General features: G+C 34.6%; 18 protein-coding genes. 14 read left to right on the top strand and 4 right to left on the bottom strand.

Annotated elements, in window-relative coordinates; all coding sequences use genetic code 11:
• Positions 1-58 precede the first annotated feature (58 nt).
• The 7 genes from BUB90_RS03800 to BUB90_RS03770 all read left to right on the top strand — a co-directional run bounded on the left by BUB90_RS03800 (position 59) and on the right by BUB90_RS03770 (position 7,638).
• Positions 59-961: a UbiA family prenyltransferase gene (locus tag BUB90_RS03800; RefSeq protein WP_073283059.1), complete on the top strand. Its 903-nt coding sequence runs from the start codon at positions 59-61 to the stop codon at positions 959-961.
• Between the two features lie 123 nt (positions 962-1,084).
• Complete coding sequence (locus BUB90_RS03795; protein WP_073283056.1) at positions 1,085-1,477, top strand: NusG domain II-containing protein; 393 nt, start codon at positions 1,085-1,087, stop codon at positions 1,475-1,477.
• A gap of 11 nt (positions 1,478-1,488) precedes the next feature.
• Positions 1,489-2,034, top strand: coding sequence for a Gx transporter family protein (locus BUB90_RS03790; protein ID WP_073283053.1), 546 nt, complete (start codon positions 1,489-1,491; stop codon positions 2,032-2,034).
• 26 nt (positions 2,035-2,060) lie between these two features.
• Positions 2,061-3,149 carry a hypothetical protein gene (locus tag BUB90_RS03785; protein ID WP_073283050.1) on the top strand — a complete coding sequence of 363 codons (1,089 nt, stop codon included), beginning with the start codon at positions 2,061-2,063 and terminating at the stop codon, positions 3,147-3,149.
• A 113-nt stretch (positions 3,150-3,262) separates the two neighbouring features.
• On the top strand, positions 3,263-4,312 hold the full coding sequence (locus tag BUB90_RS03780; RefSeq protein ID WP_330393738.1) for an FAD:protein FMN transferase: 1,050 nt from the start codon (positions 3,263-3,265) through the stop codon (positions 4,310-4,312).
• 147 nt (positions 4,313-4,459) lie between these two features.
• A complete protein-coding gene (locus tag BUB90_RS03775) occupies positions 4,460-6,838 on the top strand; it encodes an ABC transporter permease (protein WP_073283047.1) in 2,379 nt (792 codons plus the stop codon).
• Between the two features lie 26 nt (positions 6,839-6,864).
• Positions 6,865-7,638 (top strand): ABC transporter ATP-binding protein, encoded by a 774-nt coding sequence (locus tag BUB90_RS03770; protein ID WP_073283044.1) that lies wholly within the window; start codon positions 6,865-6,867, stop codon positions 7,636-7,638.
• Between the two features lie 36 nt (positions 7,639-7,674).
• On the opposite strand, the gene BUB90_RS03765 is transcribed toward BUB90_RS03770, so the two are convergent.
• A complete protein-coding gene (locus tag BUB90_RS03765; protein ID WP_073283041.1) occupies positions 7,675-8,619 on the bottom strand; it encodes an AEC family transporter in 945 nt (314 codons plus the stop codon).
• An 84-nt stretch (positions 8,620-8,703) separates the two neighbouring features.
• Here BUB90_RS03765 and BUB90_RS03760 point away from each other — a divergent pair, with 84 nt between their 5' ends.
• From BUB90_RS03760 to BUB90_RS03750, 3 genes are read left to right on the top strand one after another with little or no spacing between them, the layout of a single operon-like run.
• Entirely contained in the window at positions 8,704-9,324 is a 621-nt protein-coding gene (locus tag BUB90_RS03760; RefSeq protein ID WP_073283037.1) for a class I SAM-dependent methyltransferase, read from the top strand.
• A gap of 10 nt (positions 9,325-9,334) precedes the next feature.
• A complete protein-coding gene (locus tag BUB90_RS03755) occupies positions 9,335-10,018 on the top strand; it encodes a response regulator transcription factor (RefSeq protein ID WP_073283034.1) in 684 nt (227 codons plus the stop codon).
• Positions 10,002-11,303 (top strand): sensor histidine kinase, encoded by a 1,302-nt coding sequence (locus tag BUB90_RS03750; protein ID WP_084139069.1) that lies wholly within the window; start codon positions 10,002-10,004, stop codon positions 11,301-11,303. The genes BUB90_RS03755 and BUB90_RS03750 overlap by 17 nt, the downstream gene beginning before the upstream one ends.
• 60 nt (positions 11,304-11,363) lie before the next feature.
• Here the strand turns inward: BUB90_RS03750 and BUB90_RS03745 are convergent, their stop codons facing one another.
• Together BUB90_RS03745 and BUB90_RS03740 are read right to left on the bottom strand one after the other, a co-directional pair.
• Positions 11,364-12,584, bottom strand: coding sequence for a DUF4352 domain-containing protein (locus tag BUB90_RS03745; RefSeq protein ID WP_073283032.1), 1,221 nt, complete (start codon positions 12,582-12,584; stop codon positions 11,364-11,366).
• A gap of 94 nt (positions 12,585-12,678) precedes the next feature.
• Positions 12,679-13,023, bottom strand: a complete 345-nt coding sequence (locus BUB90_RS03740) for an Ig-like domain-containing protein (protein ID WP_073283028.1) — start codon at positions 13,021-13,023, stop codon at positions 12,679-12,681.
• A gap of 226 nt (positions 13,024-13,249) precedes the next feature.
• On the opposite strand from BUB90_RS03740, the gene BUB90_RS03735 reads away from it, so the two are divergent.
• From BUB90_RS03735 to BUB90_RS03720, 4 genes are all read left to right on the top strand, one after another.
• Positions 13,250-13,858, top strand: a complete 609-nt coding sequence (locus BUB90_RS03735) for a flavin reductase family protein (protein ID WP_073283778.1) — start codon at positions 13,250-13,252, stop codon at positions 13,856-13,858.
• 26 nt (positions 13,859-13,884) lie between these two features.
• Positions 13,885-15,741, top strand: coding sequence for an ATP-dependent nuclease (locus BUB90_RS03730; RefSeq protein WP_073283025.1), 1,857 nt, complete (start codon positions 13,885-13,887; stop codon positions 15,739-15,741).
• A 107-nt stretch (positions 15,742-15,848) separates the two neighbouring features.
• Positions 15,849-16,364: a shikimate kinase gene (locus tag BUB90_RS03725; RefSeq protein WP_073283022.1), complete on the top strand. Its 516-nt coding sequence runs from the start codon at positions 15,849-15,851 to the stop codon at positions 16,362-16,364.
• Positions 16,365-16,452: 88 nt separating this feature from the next.
• Entirely contained in the window at positions 16,453-17,751 is a 1,299-nt protein-coding gene (locus tag BUB90_RS03720; protein WP_073283018.1) for a UDP-N-acetylglucosamine 1-carboxyvinyltransferase, read from the top strand.
• A gap of 79 nt (positions 17,752-17,830) precedes the next feature.
• On the opposite strand, the gene BUB90_RS03715 is transcribed toward BUB90_RS03720, so the two are convergent.
• Positions 17,831-18,937, bottom strand: a complete 1,107-nt coding sequence (locus BUB90_RS03715) for an HD-GYP domain-containing protein (protein ID WP_073283014.1) — start codon at positions 18,935-18,937, stop codon at positions 17,831-17,833.
• Positions 18,938-19,206: the final 269 nt, after the last annotated feature.

Below are 19,206 nucleotides of genomic sequence, written 5' to 3'. Positions count from 1 at the left end.
TATGACTCGTATATATGATAGAGTATAGAAAAATTGTAATAGAAAGAAAGATCAAGATATGGTTAAGCGATTTTTAGACTATGTAGAAATTAGGACTAAGATTACAAGCACGTTTGCATTTATAATGACAATTGCACTACTTGTTTATCATAAACAGAGCATTGATTGGAAACTAACATTAGTATTTTTTGCATCTATGTTCTTGTTTGATTTAACGACTACAGCTATTAACAATTATATTGATACGAAAACGAATAATCAAACGCTACAATTTAAGCGAAAGACAGCACTTATTATTATCTTAGTTTTATTTGGTATAAGTACTGTATTAGGTTTATATTTGGCTTATATGTCGGATATTGTAATATTCTTGATTGGTGGATTGTGTTTTTTATGTGGGGTATTTTACACCTTTGGACCATTACCAATCTCTAGAATGCCTTTAGGTGAATTTTTCTCTGGATTGTTTTATGGTTTCTTCATACCATTTATTATCTTGTATTTGAATACACCAAAAGGAACATTTTTATCGTTTGATATTAATAGCCAGTCAGTTTCTGTGGAACTAATGATTTGGCCAATAGCATCGTTATTGCTATTTGCAATTATACCTTTTTGTACAACAGCTAATATTATGCTTGCTAACAATATGTGTGATCTTAAGAAAGATATTCTTGTTAAAAGACATACATTACCTTATTATGTAGGAAAAAAATCAATTTACCTCTATGCGGGTATCTATTATATGACTTACTTGGCGACGATTGTTATGGTAGTGGTAGGAATATTATCACCGATATGTTTGTTATCATTATTCACAATCTTAATTGTACAGAAGAATATTAAACAATTTATGAAAAAACAAGATAAGGCCACTACGTTTATATTGTCAATAAAGAATTATGTTATCATCATGGGTGTTAACACGTTATTGATTTTTATTAGTGCTTTATTTAATTAATAGCTTCTATATTGACATAGGTTAACATGAGTGACAATACCGTAGAAAACATCATGTGGCAAGTTGGGTGTAGGTAGAAGTCATTGAGGGATACATTACCGAACTAGAAAGGCAATGGTTTAAATGAAGTTTGTTAAAAAAACGGATATGATTATTATAGGCGTAATTTTAGTCTTTGCTGTTTTATTCATGGTACTTTACCGTACCAAGTTTTCGGATCAGCCAGCAGTGGCAGAGATCTATTATTACTCAGATTTAGTTGAAACAGTAAAGTTAGATAAAAAAGTGGATAAGATTTTTTCAATTCCGCAAAATAGCCACGTAGTTTTTCATCTATATGAAGACGGAACCCTACGATTTGAAGAATCAGATTGCCCTGATAAGGTGTGTATCAATACTGGAAAGATTGGCATGGTGGGGCAAAGTGCAGCATGCCTGCCTAATGGAATAGTAGTAAAAATCGTTCAAAAATCAGGACGTACAGAGGATACTGTTGATATTATAGTTGGAAAATAGAAAGGTCTGTTATGGACAACAAGTTATATGAAGATCAGGCAACACGGAATTTAAAAAAAACACAAGGATTAGTTTTAACTGGATTATTATTTGCCATTGCCATGGTACTTTCTGTAGTTGAAAGCTCCTTTCCACCTATAATGGCAGCAGTGCCTGGAGTAAAGATGGGGCTATCTAACATTGCAGTGATGTACGCCTTGTTCTTTTTGAATAAACGGCAGGCTTATACGATTGCAATCTTAAAAGCTGGTTTTGTATTTCTTACAAGAGGTGCAGCATCAAGTTTATTAAGCCTATGTGGCGGATTATTATCCCTAACCATCATGGCGATTTTAATGATTGTCTTTAAGAAAAGGATATCTTATTTGATTTTAAGTATATTTGGTGCGGTTTTCCATAATGTTGGACAGCTGATTGCCATTTCCTTTATCTTTACATCAGTTTATATATGGGCGTACCTCCCAGTACTCTTATTTAGTGGGATATTGGCTGGTATTGCAACATCGATATTACTTAGGTTTATTCTACCAGCCTTACAAAGGGTTGGTTTGAAATAAAAAAAATTATTTAGTGGAGGAAAGTTATGAAAAAGAAAATAGCTTTAGTACTTAGTTTAGCATTAGTTCTTACAATGGCTACTGCATGTGGCAAGAAAAACACAAACACAAATGGTGGAGAAACTAAACAAGAAGAAACAACTCAAGAGGGTACAACTCAAGAAGAAACTACTCAAGAAGAAACTACTCAAGCAGGAGCAAAAACAGGTCTTGCAGTAATCACTTCAATTGGATCATCAGCAGATGCGACAGCTGACGCAGAAGGTTTAGCTCAAGTTGATTCAACAATCGTTGCAGTTTTAGTTGGAGAAGATGGTAAAATCTTAGATTGTGCTATTGATGCAGCTCAAACTAAAATCAACTTTTCTACAGAAGGTAAAATCACAACAGATTTAGCTACAGAATTCAAGTCAAAACAAGAATTAGGAACTGATTATGGAATGGCTAAAGCATCTTCAATCGGTAAAGAATGGTCTGAACAAGCAAATGCATTTGCTGACTATGTAGTTGGTAAAACTGTTGAAGAAGTAAAAGGTATTGCATTAACAGAAGGAGTACCTTCCGATGCAGATTTAACATCTTCAGTTACACTTCACGTTTCAGATTTCATCAATGGTGTTGAAAAAGCTGTTAATAATGCAAAAGCATTAGGCGCTAATGCTGATGACAAGCTTGGTCTTGGTGTAGCAACTAACATCGCTAAATCTACTGATGCTGGTGAAGAAGATGGTGTTGCTCAAGCATACACTAACTATTCAGTAGTTACAACAGATAAAGATGGTAAGATCACAAGCTCTATAATTGATGCTTCTCAAAGTGATGTAAAATTCTCAGCTGCTGGTGCTATCACTTCTGACTTAGCTGTTGCACCACAAACAAAGCAAGAATTAGGTGCTGATTATGGAATGGCAAAAGCATCTTCAATCGGTAAAGAATGGTTTGAACAAGCAGATGCACTTGCTCAATATGTTGTAGGAAAAACAGTTGACGAAGTAAAAGGAATTGCAGTTACAGAAGAAGGAGTACCTTCCGATGCTGATTTAGCAAGTTCAGTAACAATTCATATTGGTGATTATACTTCAGTTATTGATAAAGCTGTAGCAAATGCCAAATAATAACTACGTAAGTAGATTAGTCGTTTAGTAATCAAAGGATGATACTCTATTCATCATTTTGGTATATTGAGGGAGGTAGATTGCTACCTCCCTATTTTAAAGAGGTAATAAGAGTGAAAAAAAGAATACTAGCAGTTATACTAATGATAGTAACAATGTGTGTTAATCTCTCGGCTTGTAGCTTTAACAAAGAGAAACGATATGAGGCGGAATTTTTACTTCTCTTTGATACAGTAACTCAGATTGTTGGATATGCTAATACCAAAGAAGATTTTTCTGAATATGCCCAGGTGGTATATGATAATTTGAAAGAATATCACGAACTTTACGATATCTATAATGATTACGATGGAAAAAATAATATTAAAACAATTAATGATAATGCAGGAATCAAACCAGTTAAAGTGGATAAGAAAATTATAGATTTATTACTTTTCTCTAAAGATGCCTATGAATTAACAGACGGTAAAGTGAATGTTGCCTTTGGGGCAGTATTAGAAGTTTGGCATCAATATCGAGAAGAAGGAACAGAAAATCCTGACAAGGCTGCTTTACCGCCTATGGATATATTAGAAGAAAAAGCGATGCATACCGACATTAATAAAGTTATTATTAATGAGGCAGATTCTACGGTGTATCTAGAAGATCCGGAGATGTTACTTGACGTTGGTGCCATTGCAAAAGGCTATGCTACAGAGATGGTAAGCAACATTGCTTATGAACAAGGATATAAAAATGGAATGATAAGTGTTGGCGGAAACGTACGTACAACGGGTAGCAAAGGAAATAACAAACAAGATTGGAAGGTTGGTATTCAGAATCCCGATTTAGAGGATGAGAATAATCAGCTATATATCTTAAGTTTCAAAGACGATTCTCTTGTTACAAGTGGAGTTTATCAAAGATATTATACGGTAGATGGAAAACAGTATCATCATATCATTGATCCAGTGACCTTAATGCCATCCGATTATTTTACTGCTGTAACCATCCTGTGCAAGAATTCAGGAATGGCTGATGCACTATCTACAGCCGTATTTAATATGCCTTATGAAAAAGGAAAAGAATTTGTTGAGAGCTTACCAGATACAGAGGCACTATGGGTTTTTAAGGATGGTGAAGAAAAGTCTAGTTCAGGTTTTCAGGATTACATTGCAAAATGATAGAAAAAACCAAATTATATAGAATTGACCCTGTGGGTTAGGCACTTATGAAAAAGTGTCTAATCTGCAGGGTTATTTTTTATAGTTAAGGATTATTTAATAATTGTGATGTTAGAATTACCTCATGAAATGAGAGGAGTGAGGTATGTGTTCTTTAAGATATTGAAGAAAGATATGAAAAGAAAGAAAGTCATGAATATCATCTTGTTGTTATTTCTGATATTAGCATCTGCATTAATTGGTTCAAGCCTAAGTGTATTCTATTCAACGGTTTCAGCGATTGATTATACGATGGATAAATCAAATGTTGCGGACCTAATACAGCTAAACAGTGATTTCAATGAGGGAGAGGAGTTTATTAATAATATAAATCAATTAGAGAATCCACTTTTTGATGAGGTGATAGAGGAACCATATATAGTAGTATATGATTCAGATATTATAACCAATAAGAAGGAAAGAACGCTAGATCAAAGTGGCATATGGCTGTCAAACTGGTTACAGAAGATTCCCACAAGATATAATAAAGTATTTGATGAGAGGGATAGGCCACTTGTATTGAAGCAAGGGGAAATTGCAATACCTAGAACTGCTCATGATCGTAGAGATATTAAAATAGGGGATAATATACAAATTAGTTTAAATGGTCAAAAGTATGATTTTGTGGTAGCTCATATTGTTAAAGATGTTGCCTTTGGGTCAGATATGTTAAGTGTGAAGAGATATTTTATATCAGATGAGGATTATGAAGGTATTGATGGTAAAACGGAAAATGCGAATAGAGGATACCTATCTAGTTTGATAGCGAAAGAGGGATATAGTGATAATGATCTTTTGCAGCAAATAACGAATATGGATCTTGTAGCTACGCAAGGTTTTAATTTTACAAAATCGCTAGTGAGTTTAGAATATATCTTCAATATGTTGATTGCTGGAATTATGGTAATGGTTAGTATTATATTGATTGCCATAGCGTTCATGATTCTTAGATTTACAATATTATTTACATTACAAGAAGAGTATAAGGAAATCGGAATCATGAAAGCGATTGGTATTAAGAACAGGGCTATTCGTAAGATTTACCTTGTGAAGTACTTCTTTCTTGCATTACTTGGAGGTGGTATTGGTCTAGTGCTTAGTGTACCATTATCGTCGCTTATGTCCACCACAATAGAAGGGTATCTGATATTAGGGGATGGAAGGTTGAGGTTATTACTATCGACATTAGGGGTAATATTGGTGATTTTCTTGACAATAATATTCTGCTATCGTTGTACAGGTAAGATACGTAAGTTTTCTGCAATGGATGCCATACGTCAAGGAAGTACAGGAGAACGATTTAAAGGAATTAAGAGATTTCCGAGTCTTCGGAAAACAAAGATGCGTATACCAATATTCTTGGGAGTAAGTGATATATTTGCAGACATTAGGAAATTTCTTGTACTTACTATAACCTTTATTCTTGGAACTGTAATTATGATTATACCAATTAATGCAACTAACACTTTGAAATCAGATAATATGATGGAGATGTTAGGCCTTGCACGAATGGATAGTTGCATTAAGTTAAGTGATTATGATGAATCTGATGTGGAAGGATTTATAAAAGATATGAAAAATCAGATTAATGAAGTAGTACCGAATACAGACTTCTGGGCTGATTACAGTATTAACGTCAAACTAGCAAATGTATCCGATACGAAATCAAAAAGAGTAACAGGGTATCGAAGTGTCGGGAAAAAGGCTAGTGAATATAACTACTTAGAGGGAGTTGCTCCAGATCTTGAGAATGAAATTGCAATTACAAGGAGGTTAGCAACGTACCTTAATGTTGGGATTGGAGATACCGTTATAGTAAGTATCGATGGTAAGGAACATGAATTCATTGTAAGTGCATTGTATCAGACTGTAATGAATATGGGGGATGGATTCCGCCTATCTGAAAAGATGAGTATGAATATGCCTATTTCAAAAGCCTTTCTTTGGGCATGTAAATTCAATGCTAGTAATGACAACATTAGTGATAACATAGAGAAGTTAAAAGAAGCATTTCCTGCAATAGAATTCCAAACAACGCAGAAATTCTTATCCTCTATGTTAGGGAGTATACTAGATTCCATAGATGATATGATTTTAATATGCATAGTGATTATTGGTGGTGTAGTTTTCTTAATTACTTGCCTTTTGGTTAAGATGTTACTAACAAAAGAAATTCCGGAGGTTGCATTATTAAAAAGTTTAGGTTTCCGTAACTGTTCCATCAAGACATGGCAAATTAGTAGAATCCTAATCGTCTTGCTGGTATCCGTTATACTAGGAACTATAATAGCCAATACAGGCGGTAATTATCTGATAGGGCTAGTATTCAAGATGATGGGTGCGGATAAAGTAATGATGGAAACGAAAGTGTTGCAAGTCTATGTCGTTGTACCATTATTCTTGCTTGTTATTACAACGATAGCGGCACTATGCAGTATTGGACAGATTAAGAAAACAAAGATTTGGGAAATTAATAATCAGGATTAGTATAGAAAGTGAGGGAGTGAATTCATATGGATACAGTTATGAAAGTTAAAAATATTTGTAAAACATATATAACGAATAAGACACAGAATAACGTACTTACAAATGTAAACTTTGATTTGAACAATGGCGAGTTTATTGCTGTTATGGGACCTTCTGGATCAGGGAAGTCAACTTTGTTATATACGATAAGTGGTATGGACCGAATGACTGCTGGGAAAGTTGAGTTTAGTGGTAGAGATGTAAGTAATTTCAAAGATAATGAATTAGCAGACTTAAGATTGAATGACATGGGATTTGTGTTCCAACAGATGCATATGCTTAGAAATCTTTCCATCTTAGATAATATACTGGTCTCGGCATATAACTCGAAGAATGGTAGAACGAAGGAACAGAGAAAGAAAATCAAAGAGACAGCAATTGCATTAATGAAGAAGCTAGATATCATTGATATTGCAGATCACGATATTACAGAGGTATCAGGTGGAGAGCTACAAAGAGCTTGTATATGCAGAGCGTTAATTAATAATCCTAAGGTTCTCTTTGCTGATGAACCGACAGGAGCATTGAATTCCAAATCTGCGAAGGAAGTAATGAGACAGTTTAATCAAATCAATCAGTTAGGAACAACAATTCTGTTAGTTACCCATGATGTGAAAGTGGCAGCTAAGACGAATAAGGTGTTATATATGGAAGATGGGAATATACAGGGGGAATATGAACTGGGTAGATTCACCGATGAGTCAACCAGTAAAGAACGAGAACGTATGTTAACTAGTTGGCTCATGGATAGGGGTTGGTAGAAGAAGTTATATCGATTAGTATGTAAAGCCTATATATTATATTAATCCTAATATTCGTAATAAGTACACCCACATAGTTAGTGTAACCGATGAGAATAGAGTTGCAGTTACGACTATACTAGAGGATAATACCGCATCATTATGCATGTTCTTAGCCATTATGTAACAGGTAACGGTGGTTGGAGAGGCAAGCATGACTAAGATAGCAACCATCTTACTATCTCTAAAACCAAAGAGGTAAGCAAGCGGAAGGAACAAAACAGGTAGAAGAATCAATTTGATAAACGTAGCAAGTGCCGTTGGTTTGATTTTACTAATCGCTTTTTTTCCTTCAAAGGTTGCACCAACAACAAGTAGGGCAAGTGGAGTTGCAGTTGCAGCAACATTACTAACCGTTTTTAGCGCCATATCAGGAATAGGAATCTCTAGTAGAGCCACCACTAATGCCGCGAATATAGCGATAATAATAGGATTCTTTAAGATATTAATACATGCGGTTTTAATCATGTTTGTGTCCTTCGTAGCTTCGTTCGAATGGAAGGTAAGGATGATAACAGAGAAGATATTATATAGAGGAACAGATGCAACAATCATCATAGGGGCCATGCCGGAACTACCATAGATATTCTGAACGAATGCAATTCCAAGAACAGCGCTACTACCACGTACACTTGCTTGTATGAAAGCACCTACCATGGATTTATCTTTCATGAAGAGAGCGGTTAATAACCAGGTTGTAAGAAATATGATAGTGGTTACAATCATGCAAAAGAGCACGAATGTTAGATCAAAGGTTTCTTTTATGTTTGCAGTAGCAATATCTTTAAAAAGTAAGCAGGGGAGTGCAATTTTAAATACAAATTTATCAGAGACAGAGGCGAATTCTTTAGTTAACATATGTCTTTGCCTGAGAATCCAACCTAATAAAATAACAAGAAAAATAGGAACAGTTGCGTTCAAACTAAAAATAAAATTATTCATTCGTACCTCCAGTATGGTATATTGTATATATTAGTACCACGAAATAGTAATAAAGTCAAATTAAGGATTATCATGGAGGGGCATATGACACACTACATGGGCAATAAGGATTGGTGGGATAACCGATTTGTGGGACGTGAGAAGAAATTGCTGAAACCAGAAGCTAAGCTAGTTGAATGGGAGCGTTCATTTATCAAGGGAAATGTGCTTGATATAGCTTGTGGAGAGGGAAGGAATGCGTTATATCTGGCTAGTTTAGGATATGAGGTTACGGCTGTTGATTTTAGCGAAGTAGCGCTAACACATCTGAAAGAGTTCGCAGAGGAGTATCAATTGGATATTACAACAAAGCAGCTGGATTGCAAGAAAGCAGATGTATTTAGAGAGTTTGGATTGTTTCATACAATTATCGTGAATCACTATCTCTTGTCTTCTGAGGTGTTGGAAGAGTTGTTATTACATCTAAATCCACAAGGATACATATGGTTGAATGGATTTGTTACATGTCCAGAGAACAATCCGAATATAACTAAGAGCGATTTGTTACAACTGAATCAGTATAGAGAGTTAAGAGAGAGAGGATATGAAGTGGTGGCTGCGGAATATGAGACAGAGTTAGGTGCATTTGCGTGTGTCGTTATTTGTCAACGTGAAGATGCTACGAATGAAAGTAGATTAACCGACAAAAGTATATATGTCAAATAGGAGGAATTTCATGGTTGACATACTAATTATTGAAGACAACATAGAATTAGGAACGTTATTGAAAGATTTCCTTAAGAGAGAGGGATATACCACCTATCATGCACAATCTGGTGAAGAGGGGATGCGATCTCTCTCTCTCGAGTCGGTTAAACTTGTTTTGCTCGATATTATGCTACCGAACCTAGATGGGTTCGGCGTGTGCCGGATGATTCGAGAGAAGGGAAATACACCAATTATTATAATGAGCGCTAAAATAGATAAAGAAGATAAGTTAGCAGGGTTAGAATTAGGCGCAGACGACTATATAGATAAGCCATTTGATATCGACATTCTCCTAGCAAAGATTAGGGGATTGTTATGGAGAAGTTATGGCGCGAAAGAGCAACAGCAGATCTTAAACGATGGTAATATTGAGATAAACAAGGCTGCCATGTCGGTGAAAAAAGATGGTGAGAAGCTTACAATGACATTAAAAGAGTATGAACTGTTGGTTTTGTTTCTTGAGAATGCGGGTAAAACATTACAAAAAGATTGGCTGTTTAATAAAGTTTGGGGTCTTGATAGCTTTAGTGAACCCTCCACGTTAACGGTTCATATCAACAAATTAAGAGATAAAATCGAAGTAAATCCTAAAAAACCAGAACGTATCGTTACCGTATGGGGAGTGGGGTACAAGTATGAGAAGGTATCATAGAATTGTATTCTGGGTAATTGGTATTTGGTTGTTATTAACGGTAGCAGGAACGGTGTTCTTAGGTAATTATTATCAAGCATCACAAGGAAAACCATATCAAGTTGAGATGAATCGAATTAATTATACCTTTGCGAATACTGATTTAAAGAAGATACAGTCACAAGAGATAGATCTAGAGAAGTATCAATATGTTACAGACGTAAGATATCTCTCTGTAGATGTCCCAGAAAGTGAATTAGCTGCATTCTTAGGGGCTACGACAGGGAAGAGAGAGACAGAGTACATAATTAGACCCATTATTGGGGGAGGAAAAATTGTAGGATATTTACGTTATGAAGTCCTTATGTGGAAGGAATATAGTAATAGGTTTATCATTCGATTATGGTTAATAACAATTACACTAATCATGTTTGCAATAGATGTTTTGTTATGCTATATCAAGCGAGAAATTATACAACCTTTTAAGAATCTAACGGACATGCCCTATGATTTAGCAAAAGGACGTCTTAAGTCGGAGGTTAAGGAAAGTAAATATCGTTACTTTGGTAAATTCTTATGGGGTATTAATATGCTGAGAGAAACGCTTGAAAAGCATAAGCAAAGAGAGATGCAACTAGAGAAGGAGAAGAAAACCCTATTAGTATCCTTAGCCCATGATATTAAGACCCCACTTAGTATGATTATGTTATATGCACAAGCATTAAGAGAAAAGTTATATGATACAGAAGAGAAGAAGGAAGAGGCTATAGACCAAATTCTAGGTAAGGCGAATGCAATAGAAAACTATGTATCAGAGATTATTCATGTCTCTAAGAATGATATTTTCAATCTAGAAGTAAAAGAAGAAACATTTTACCTTAATGAGATTATGGATTCTATACGAGATAGTTATACGGAGAAATGTAAGCGACTCTATATTGATTTTACCATAGAAGCATACGAGAACAAATTGTTGGCTGGTGATTGCGGTAAGTTAATTGAAGTATTAGAAAATATTATGGAGAATGCTGTAAAGTACGGAGATAAGGGCTTTATTAAAATTACATGTTACGAAGAGGACTATTGTCAATTAATTAAGATTACAAATAGTGGAGAACCGATACCAAGCACCGATTTTGTACATATGTTTGAGAGTTTTTGGCGTGGTGAGAATGCGCATGAAAAACAAGGTTATGGCCTTGGTTTATATATCTGTAAGGGTATTATGCATCAGATGAAGGGAGAAATATTCGTAGAGAACACAGATGCTTCTATGAGTCTTGTGATTGTAGTGAGGGAAGTATAGATATGCAAGGACCTAGTAAATACATATACTAGGTCCTTGCCCATCCATATTCATAATAATCTACTCACTAGTATCAAACCATAATCCATTAAAATCACGTTCAAGAAAAACAATTTTCGGATTTTTATCCTTCTTGTTTACAATAAAGTAGGCATATCCTTCTTGTTTATTGTTAGGATACATGGTTGTTAATTTAGGTTCTAATCCGGAAACTGTAATAAAAGTATCATATTTGATTCCATCTTCGCTAACTAATTCAAAGTTAGCTGCGCTAATTTCAATCTTAGAATCATCGAGGGATTCTAGAGCGTCTACTTCAAACTTAGCAAGCAGGTATTCCTGATCCTCCTTGGGTATCTGGTTTAGGTTATTTGCATTTGCAATAATATTCAATGCAGTATCTCCACGAATTACTTCTTTTAACGTAATGTTTGCTTTGTACGTATCGAATAAAGTTTCCATACCATCAAAAGTTACGGTTGTTCCCACTGGATGAGGGTTTAATCTGGAGCCTAAAGCTGCATTCGTGGTATCTGGACTAGGAATGTTTTCTGCAGGAACATAAACGGTGCTACCATCCTCTAATTTAGCATTTGGGTCTGTTGAGAACCAGAGTCCATTATTATTACGTTCTAGGAAAACAATAGAAGGTTTTTTATCATCTTTATCTACCTCAAAACAAGCGTATCCTTCTTGAGAACCACCTGCATACATTTCTCTTAGAGTAGGTTGAATTCCACTAATCGTAGTAAAAGAATCATATGTCTTACCCTTTTCACTGACAAGCGTGAAAGAAGAGTTATTGATATCAATCTTTACATCATTTTCAGAGGACAAAGCTCGGATTCTAAATCTGGCTAAGAGGTACTCTTTTCCTTCGGCTGGTTCGGTATTGAATTGATTAGCATCTACTGCTATAGCGAGTGCATCAGAACCCCGAATGACATCTAATAAAGTAATCTCTACCTTATACGTATCATACATGGTGCTACCAGTACCATTGGTACCACCAGTACCATCATAGAGGATTGTGGTGTTGAAAGGGAGAGGATTATCCCTTGTGCCTATAGAGACAGAGTCCTCCTCTTTAGGAAGTGTTTCTGTAGGCGTGATATTGTTGGTAGAATTTAACTGATTATTATTATCTGTATTGGGGGTTATATTCGTTTTTCCATCGTTATTATTTATTCCATTGTCTTTATCTGTATTAGAACAAGAGCAAAGGGAGAATAATAAGAACATAAAAAAAAGGATACAATAACATTTCTTCCGAATCTTCATAGATTTCCTCCTCAAACTTTATCGTTTGTTATAGTCATCTACGGTTATTGTATCCATATATAGTTTGAATTATCAAAGAAATTGTGTTTAAAGACTATCCCATTTTAAATTTAATTTGAATAGGTGTACGAAGATTTTTTCCACCCTTTGATTGTACTTTTGTCGTCACATTAAGGGTATATGTTTCGGTTGATGAATAAGGCTCTAATGGTTCAACTTCAATGGTATTATTGGCTGCGTCATAACGTATCGAAGAACGTAACATCATTTGACTTTGGTTAGTAACGAAAAGGTTTACATTATTCACGGTTTTGGGATTTAAAGGGGAGTTAAACTTTACTTTCCATACAAACATATTGGTACGGAAACGAATGTCCTGACGAATTTTTCTCTGAAGATCTTCAGAGTTTGTCTCGATTTCTAAATAATTGGAAGCCATGGCATCACCTCTTTATATAAAAATTTATGTAAAAATGTATTATTGTGTGTTAAAATAGTTAATAAAATTGTAAGCTTTTTGAATTGAAAAGTCAATCGAATATAAGATTTAAAAGTAATTCATGAGTTTTAGTAAAAGATGAGAATTGGTTGAAAAATATTTTTTTCAACTGGAAATATGTATAAGCATACAACTCTTGTCTTAAGGAAGGAGCATGTTAGGGAATATGTCAAAAGAAGTTTGGAAAGCGGGAAATATGCTTTATCCACTCCCAGTAGTAATGGTAAGTTGTAAAGATGGGGAGGAAAAACCGAATATTATTACAGTTGCTTGGGCAGGTACCGTATGTACGAATCCACCTATGGTATCTATATCAGTACGCCCTGAGCGTCATTCGTATGCAATTATAGAACAGTCAAAGGAATTTGTTATTAATCTAACAACTAAGGACTTAGTAAGAGCCACAGACTACTGTGGTGTACGCTCTGGTAGAGAGGTAGATAAGTTTAAAGAAATGGGATTAACACCTCAGGAAAGTAGTAAGGTTCGTGCACCTGGAATTAAAGAAAGCCCAGTTAACATAGAATGTAGATTGAAGGAGATAATCAAATTAGGATCTCACGATATGTTTTTAGCTAATGTTGAGGCAATCCAAATTGATTCTTCATTATTGAATGAAAAAGGAAAGCTAGAACTTAGCAAATCAAATCCAATCGTATATTCCCATGGGGAGTATTATGATTTAGGTAATTTACTTGGGACCTTTGGCTACTCTGTAAGGAAGTCCAGTCCTGCTAAAACGAAGAAAAAACCAAGGAAGAATAAAAAAGCGTAAATAAAATAGAATAGGAGTGTTAGGTTATGAAAATAAGCTATCTTAGAATCCGTAATTTTAAAGTAATCAAAGATATGACCATTAATGAAGTTGAAAATGCCTTAATCTTAGTAGGTAAGAATAATGCTGGTAAAACGGTAGTCCTAGATGCAATACGTGCAATTACAGGGGATTATGTGGTTACGAAGCCGAATTTTGCACAACCTGACAAACCAATTCTAATTGATATAAAATTTGAATTCACAGAAGAGGACTTGCTAATTTTTCACGAAAAGGGACTAGTAAGTCGCTACAAACGTTATGATTTATGGGAGAAAGAATTCAAAACAAAACTACCTTCCTTTGCGGAAGGGGTCTTGTCTTTCCAGTGCGTTATAACACCAAATGGTGTTATGAAATACAACGATGGTGTAAAAAAGAACAATACATATATAAAATCGGTATTACCTAAGATTTATCATATTGATCATAGTAGGAATACAGATTTGATTCAAAATGATGTATTTAGTTTTTATGACAAGAAAGAATTAGCCAATCTAAGAGACAATATCTGTATGTTTGATACAGCAAAGCCTTGTAATAATTGTTTTCAGTGCATCGGAGTGATTTCCAAGAAAACGCCTACGGAATTAACGATACATGAAACTGCTAGGTTGCTAGAATACAAGTTATATAATATGAATCTTAGTCAATTTTCTGATAAAGTAAATAGGTATTTCTATCAAAATGGTAGCGTATCTCAGAAGATTCGTTATACAATTAATTTTAATGTAGAAGACATGTTAAAGATTGAAACGCAAATCTTTAATGAAGAACATGGAACACAGGGGAATCTAGGCATGCTTGGGGAAGGCCTTAAGAGCATCTATGCCTTATCCCTCCTACAAGCTTATATAGATGAGCCAACAACGCTTCCTTGTATTATCATGATAGAAGATCCAGAGATTTATCTTCATCCTCAATTACAAAAACAAGCCAGTGAGATTTTATATCAATTATCGAAGAAGAATCAGGTCATGTTCTCTACACACTCACCAAATTTAATTTTTAATTTTTCGCAAAAACAGATTAAGCAAGTTATTCTTGATGAGGAACATTATACCACTATACGTGAAGACGCAGATATTGATGAGATATTAGACGATCTTGGTTATACGGCCAATGATTTGATGAATGTAAGTTTTGTTTTCATCGTAGAAGGAAAACAAGATAGTAGCAGATTACCATTACTTCTAGAAAAGTACTATTCTGAAATCTATGATGATACAGGAAAATTGCAAAGAATATCAATTATAGCAACGAATAGTTGTACGAATATTAAAACATATGCTAATCTAAAATATATTAATCAATTATACCTAAAGGATCAATTCCTTATGATCAGAGATAGCGATGGTAAGAATCCAAAACATCTAGTGAAACAACTCTGTAGTTATTATAGTCAAAGGGCAGCAGAAGATGTAGATAAGTTGCCTCGTGTGACACCTAGGAACGTATTAATTCTAAAATATTATTCCTTCGAAAATTATTTCCTTGACCCTAAGATCATGGCGAAAATAGGTGTTGTGAAGAGTGAAGAAGAGTTTTATAATATACTCTATACCAAGTGGAGGGATTACTTATACAAACTAGGAAGTACGAAGCGATTGATTAAGAATTACAATCTTCGTATAAATAATAAAAATGATTTGAAACAGAACATGGAATTAATTAAGACATATGTCCGAGGACATAATTTGTTTGATATCTTTTATGGTCGTTATCGTGGTGATGCTCAAATCGAAATTTTGAAAAAATATATTGATTTTGCACCTAGAGATACCTTCAAAGATATCATGGATGCCATTGATTCTTTCGTATACTTTGAAAATAGAAAAAAATAGGATTTTTAACAAAAGAAAATAGCAATAGCTAGTTTTGTTTATGGTTATACTAGTATTACAATACAGAAGATTATAAGAATTAATAGAAACAATATTTGGAGGAAAATATGAAAAACATCATATTGGTAGGGATGCCAGGAGCGGGAAAAAGTACTGCTGGTGTTATACTAGCAAAGGTTTTAGGATATCAGTTTATAGATTCAGATTTACTGATACAAAAGAGAGAAAAGAAGTTATTGCATGAAATTATTGCCACAGAAGGATTGGAGGCCTTTATTGAAATTGAAAACCAAGTAAATGCCTCTATAGAATCCGAAGATTCTGTAATTGCTACTGGTGGAAGTGTAATTTATGGAAAAGAAGCAATGGAACACCTCAGGGAGATTGGAACTGTTATATACATAAAGCTAAGCTATGAAACATTATCAAAAAGGCTTGGTAATATAAAACAGAGGGGAGTGGTGCTCAAAAAGGGACAGGATTTAAAAGGGTTATATGAAGAGAGATGCCCATTATATGAGGAATATTGTCATTATGCAGTTGATGCTGAAGGTATGGATGCAGAAGGATTAGTAGAAGCAATTCGCAATCTTATATTTACAAATCAAGAGTTTATGGTATAATCATATATGTTGAAAAAACTAAGAATGGGAAACTGTGCCGAAAAATTACCTTTTATCGGTATTTTATAGGAAACAATAGAGGTGTGCGATGGAGCAATATATTATCAAAGGTGGGAAACCGCTTCATGGGGAAGTGACAATTGGTGGTGCTAAGAATGCTGCTTTAGGAATTTTATCAGCAGCTATAATGACAGATGAGACAGTTACAATAGAGAATCTACCTAATGTACGTGACATAAATGTTTTATTGCAAGCGATGGAAGGAATTGGGGCTAAAATCGAACGCGTTAATGAACATGTTGTTAAGATTAACGGAAGTAATATAAGCAGAATTAACATTGATTATGAATTTATACGTAAAATTAGAGCTTCTTATTATTTATTAGGAGCATTGCTTGGAAAATACAGTCAGGCACAAGTTGCTTTACCTGGTGGCTGTAATATTGGTAGCAGACCAATTGATCAACATATCAAGGGATTTGAAGCTCTTGGCGCATCTGTAAAGATTGAATATGGAATGATTCATGCACGGGCTGAAAAATTAGTTGGTAGTCATATCTATCTTGATATGGTTAGTGTTGGTGCAACAATTAACATTATGCTTGCTGCTTGTATGGCTGAAGGACAAACAACCATTGAGAATGCAGCAAAAGAACCACATATCGTTGATGTAGCAAACTTTCTTAATAGCATGGGAGCTAACATCAAAGGTGCTGGTACGGATATTATTCGAATCAAAGGTGTTGAGAAATTACACGGAACAGAATATTCGATTATTCCTGACCAGATTGAAGCAGGAACATTTATGGTAGCAGCAGCTGCCACTAAAGGTGAAGTCCTTATTAAGAATGTTATTCCTAAACATCTTGAAGCAATTACTGCAAAGCTTGTAGAAATAGGTGCTACAGTAGAAGAGTTCGACGATGCTGTATTAGTAAAGTCTAATTCTCGTTTAGGTAATACACATGTAAAAACTTTACCATATCCTGGATTCCCTACAGATATGCAACCTCAGATTGCAACATTGTTAGCGCTATCTAATGGAACGAGTATTGTTACAGAAAGTATCTTTGAAAATCGTTTAAAATACGTTGATGAACTTGCACGTATGGGTGCAACCGTCAAAGTAGAAGGTAATAGTGCGATTATAACTGGTGTAGAAGGATTCACTGGTGCTATTGTTAGTGCGCCTGATTTACGTGCGGGGGCAGCATTAGTAACCGCTGGATTAGTTGCGGACGGATTTACAATAGTTGATCAGATTGAATATATCGAACGCGGCTACGAGAATTTCGAGCAAAAGATGCAAAGCCTTGGAGCTAAGATGGAAAAAGTTGATGTAGAAGATGACAAAGCAATACAAAAATTCAAACTTAAAGTAGGTTAATTAAGTAGGTTAACCAATATTGAAAAGCTGTTATCTTGAGTAATTTCCCTAGGGAAATACTTAAGATAACAGCTTTTTTTTAGATAATTGCTTGAATAAATAGTGATTTGTTTTTGGAAAGATCTATGAATGTATTGCCTACCTGGACAACTGGTTCTGCTAAAGCATGCTTGTTTAACATAATAATTTTTCCCTCAGAACCATCGCTTAAGCGTACGGTATTGGTTACATATGTTTGAAACATCTGTTCAAAGAAAACAATTAAGTAGCTGGGATCATATTTAGTGTAGCCGTCTTTTTCGAATACGAGTAATACTTCAAAAGGGGACAGGGGATCGCGGTAAACACGTTTTGAAGTTAAGGCATCGTAAACGTCTACAATTGCAACAATCTTAGAGAAATCCTCAATCTCATCACCTGTTAACTGGTTAGGATAACCGGAACCATCTTTTCTCTCATGGTGCATAAGTGAAGCGTACTTAATACGATCATCAATCGCCCTGTCTTTTAATAAGTCATACCCTATTAGGGTATGTTGTTTTATTGTTTGATACTCATCTTCGGTAAGTTTATCTGGCTTCATAATAATGGATTGTGGGATCTCTAATTTGCCAATATCATGAAACAATCCACATAAGGTAAGAATACCTATCTCGGATTGAGGGAGATGAATCCATTGTCCAAATACGTGACAAATTAAAGAAACATTTACACAATGTGTATAAGTATTGTCATCATAATTTCTCATGCTGTTTATCATGTCAAATAGATGAATTGCATTTCTCGAATTATCTAAAACATCATGTATGGAACGAAGTAGGTTTGTTGTATCAAGAGGTTCATTAGTAGTAATTACCTCCTCCATGTAACTCTGGAAATTCTCCACACAACAGTTGAAATCCTTTTGGAACGTAAGGAACTCTTCCGTCTTACGAATCTTTGATAGATGTGATTCGTGTAGTGTTTGTTCTGAAGTAGCTGATTGGGTGTTTTCCTTAATAAGTTCACCATTCTTATTAACACAGATCATAAGGCTTTTAATAGAATGAAATTGTAATTTGGAAATAATTTTGTCTGTTAAGGTGGTACCTTTAGATACTAATATTTGACCTGAAAAATCTATAACATCTTTTGCAAGAATCATACCAGGCACGGTTTTGTTTATTAATACGTTCTTGGATTTCATTATTTGTCACCCCCATAATAAAGACATATTAGTTAATTCGAAATTTATGGCTGTCTACTATAGTTTGCTTGTAAATATCTATATGCACGATAAAAATGCTGAAATTTTTTATGAAGAAATTTTTTAAAATAATTAGGGAACACTATAACGTATAAACAAGATTTTGGTGATATGTGTAGATAAGTCAAATAGTACGTAGAAGATCAGTTTATGTATTAATTTGTTATATATAGTATAAAAATAATAAAAGAAAAAGTCAATATAAGGTA

It is taken from the genome of Anaerosporobacter mobilis DSM 15930 (genome assembly GCF_900142955.1).
In the GTDB taxonomy this organism is placed as follows: domain Bacteria; phylum Bacillota; class Clostridia; order Lachnospirales; family Lachnospiraceae; genus Anaerosporobacter; species Anaerosporobacter mobilis.
Note: the sequence above shows the minus strand (reverse complement) of the source record. Positions and strands in the feature narration are given on the sequence as shown.

Excerpts from the sequence above, each read along its gene's own strand:
- BUB90_RS03800 (WP_073283059.1), top strand. The coding sequence starts at position 59 with ATGGTTAAGCGATTTTTAGACTATGTAGAAATTAGGACTAAGATTACA.
- BUB90_RS03795 (WP_073283056.1), top strand. The coding sequence starts at position 1,085 with ATGAAGTTTGTTAAAAAAACGGATATGATTATTATAGGCGTAATTTTA.
- BUB90_RS03790 (WP_073283053.1), top strand. The coding sequence starts at position 1,489 with ATGGACAACAAGTTATATGAAGATCAGGCAACACGGAATTTAAAAAAA.
- BUB90_RS03785 (WP_073283050.1), top strand. The coding sequence starts at position 2,061 with ATGAAAAAGAAAATAGCTTTAGTACTTAGTTTAGCATTAGTTCTTACA.
- BUB90_RS03770 (WP_073283044.1), top strand. The coding sequence starts at position 6,865 with ATGGATACAGTTATGAAAGTTAAAAATATTTGTAAAACATATATAACG.
- BUB90_RS03765 (WP_073283041.1), bottom strand. The coding sequence starts at position 8,619 with ATGAATAATTTTATTTTTAGTTTGAACGCAACTGTTCCTATTTTTCTT.
- BUB90_RS03760 (WP_073283037.1), top strand. The coding sequence starts at position 8,704 with ATGACACACTACATGGGCAATAAGGATTGGTGGGATAACCGATTTGTG.
- BUB90_RS03755 (WP_073283034.1), top strand. The coding sequence starts at position 9,335 with ATGGTTGACATACTAATTATTGAAGACAACATAGAATTAGGAACGTTA.
- BUB90_RS03750 (WP_084139069.1), top strand. The coding sequence starts at position 10,002 with ATGAGAAGGTATCATAGAATTGTATTCTGGGTAATTGGTATTTGGTTG.
- BUB90_RS03745 (WP_073283032.1), bottom strand. The coding sequence starts at position 12,584 with ATGAAGATTCGGAAGAAATGTTATTGTATCCTTTTTTTTATGTTCTTA.
- BUB90_RS03740 (WP_073283028.1), bottom strand. The coding sequence starts at position 13,023 with ATGGCTTCCAATTATTTAGAAATCGAGACAAACTCTGAAGATCTTCAG.
- BUB90_RS03735 (WP_073283778.1), top strand. The coding sequence starts at position 13,250 with ATGTCAAAAGAAGTTTGGAAAGCGGGAAATATGCTTTATCCACTCCCA.
- BUB90_RS03730 (WP_073283025.1), top strand. The coding sequence starts at position 13,885 with ATGAAAATAAGCTATCTTAGAATCCGTAATTTTAAAGTAATCAAAGAT.
- BUB90_RS03725 (WP_073283022.1), top strand. The coding sequence starts at position 15,849 with ATGAAAAACATCATATTGGTAGGGATGCCAGGAGCGGGAAAAAGTACT.
- BUB90_RS03720 (WP_073283018.1), top strand. The coding sequence starts at position 16,453 with ATGGAGCAATATATTATCAAAGGTGGGAAACCGCTTCATGGGGAAGTG.
- BUB90_RS03715 (WP_073283014.1), bottom strand. The coding sequence starts at position 18,937 with ATGAAATCCAAGAACGTATTAATAAACAAAACCGTGCCTGGTATGATT.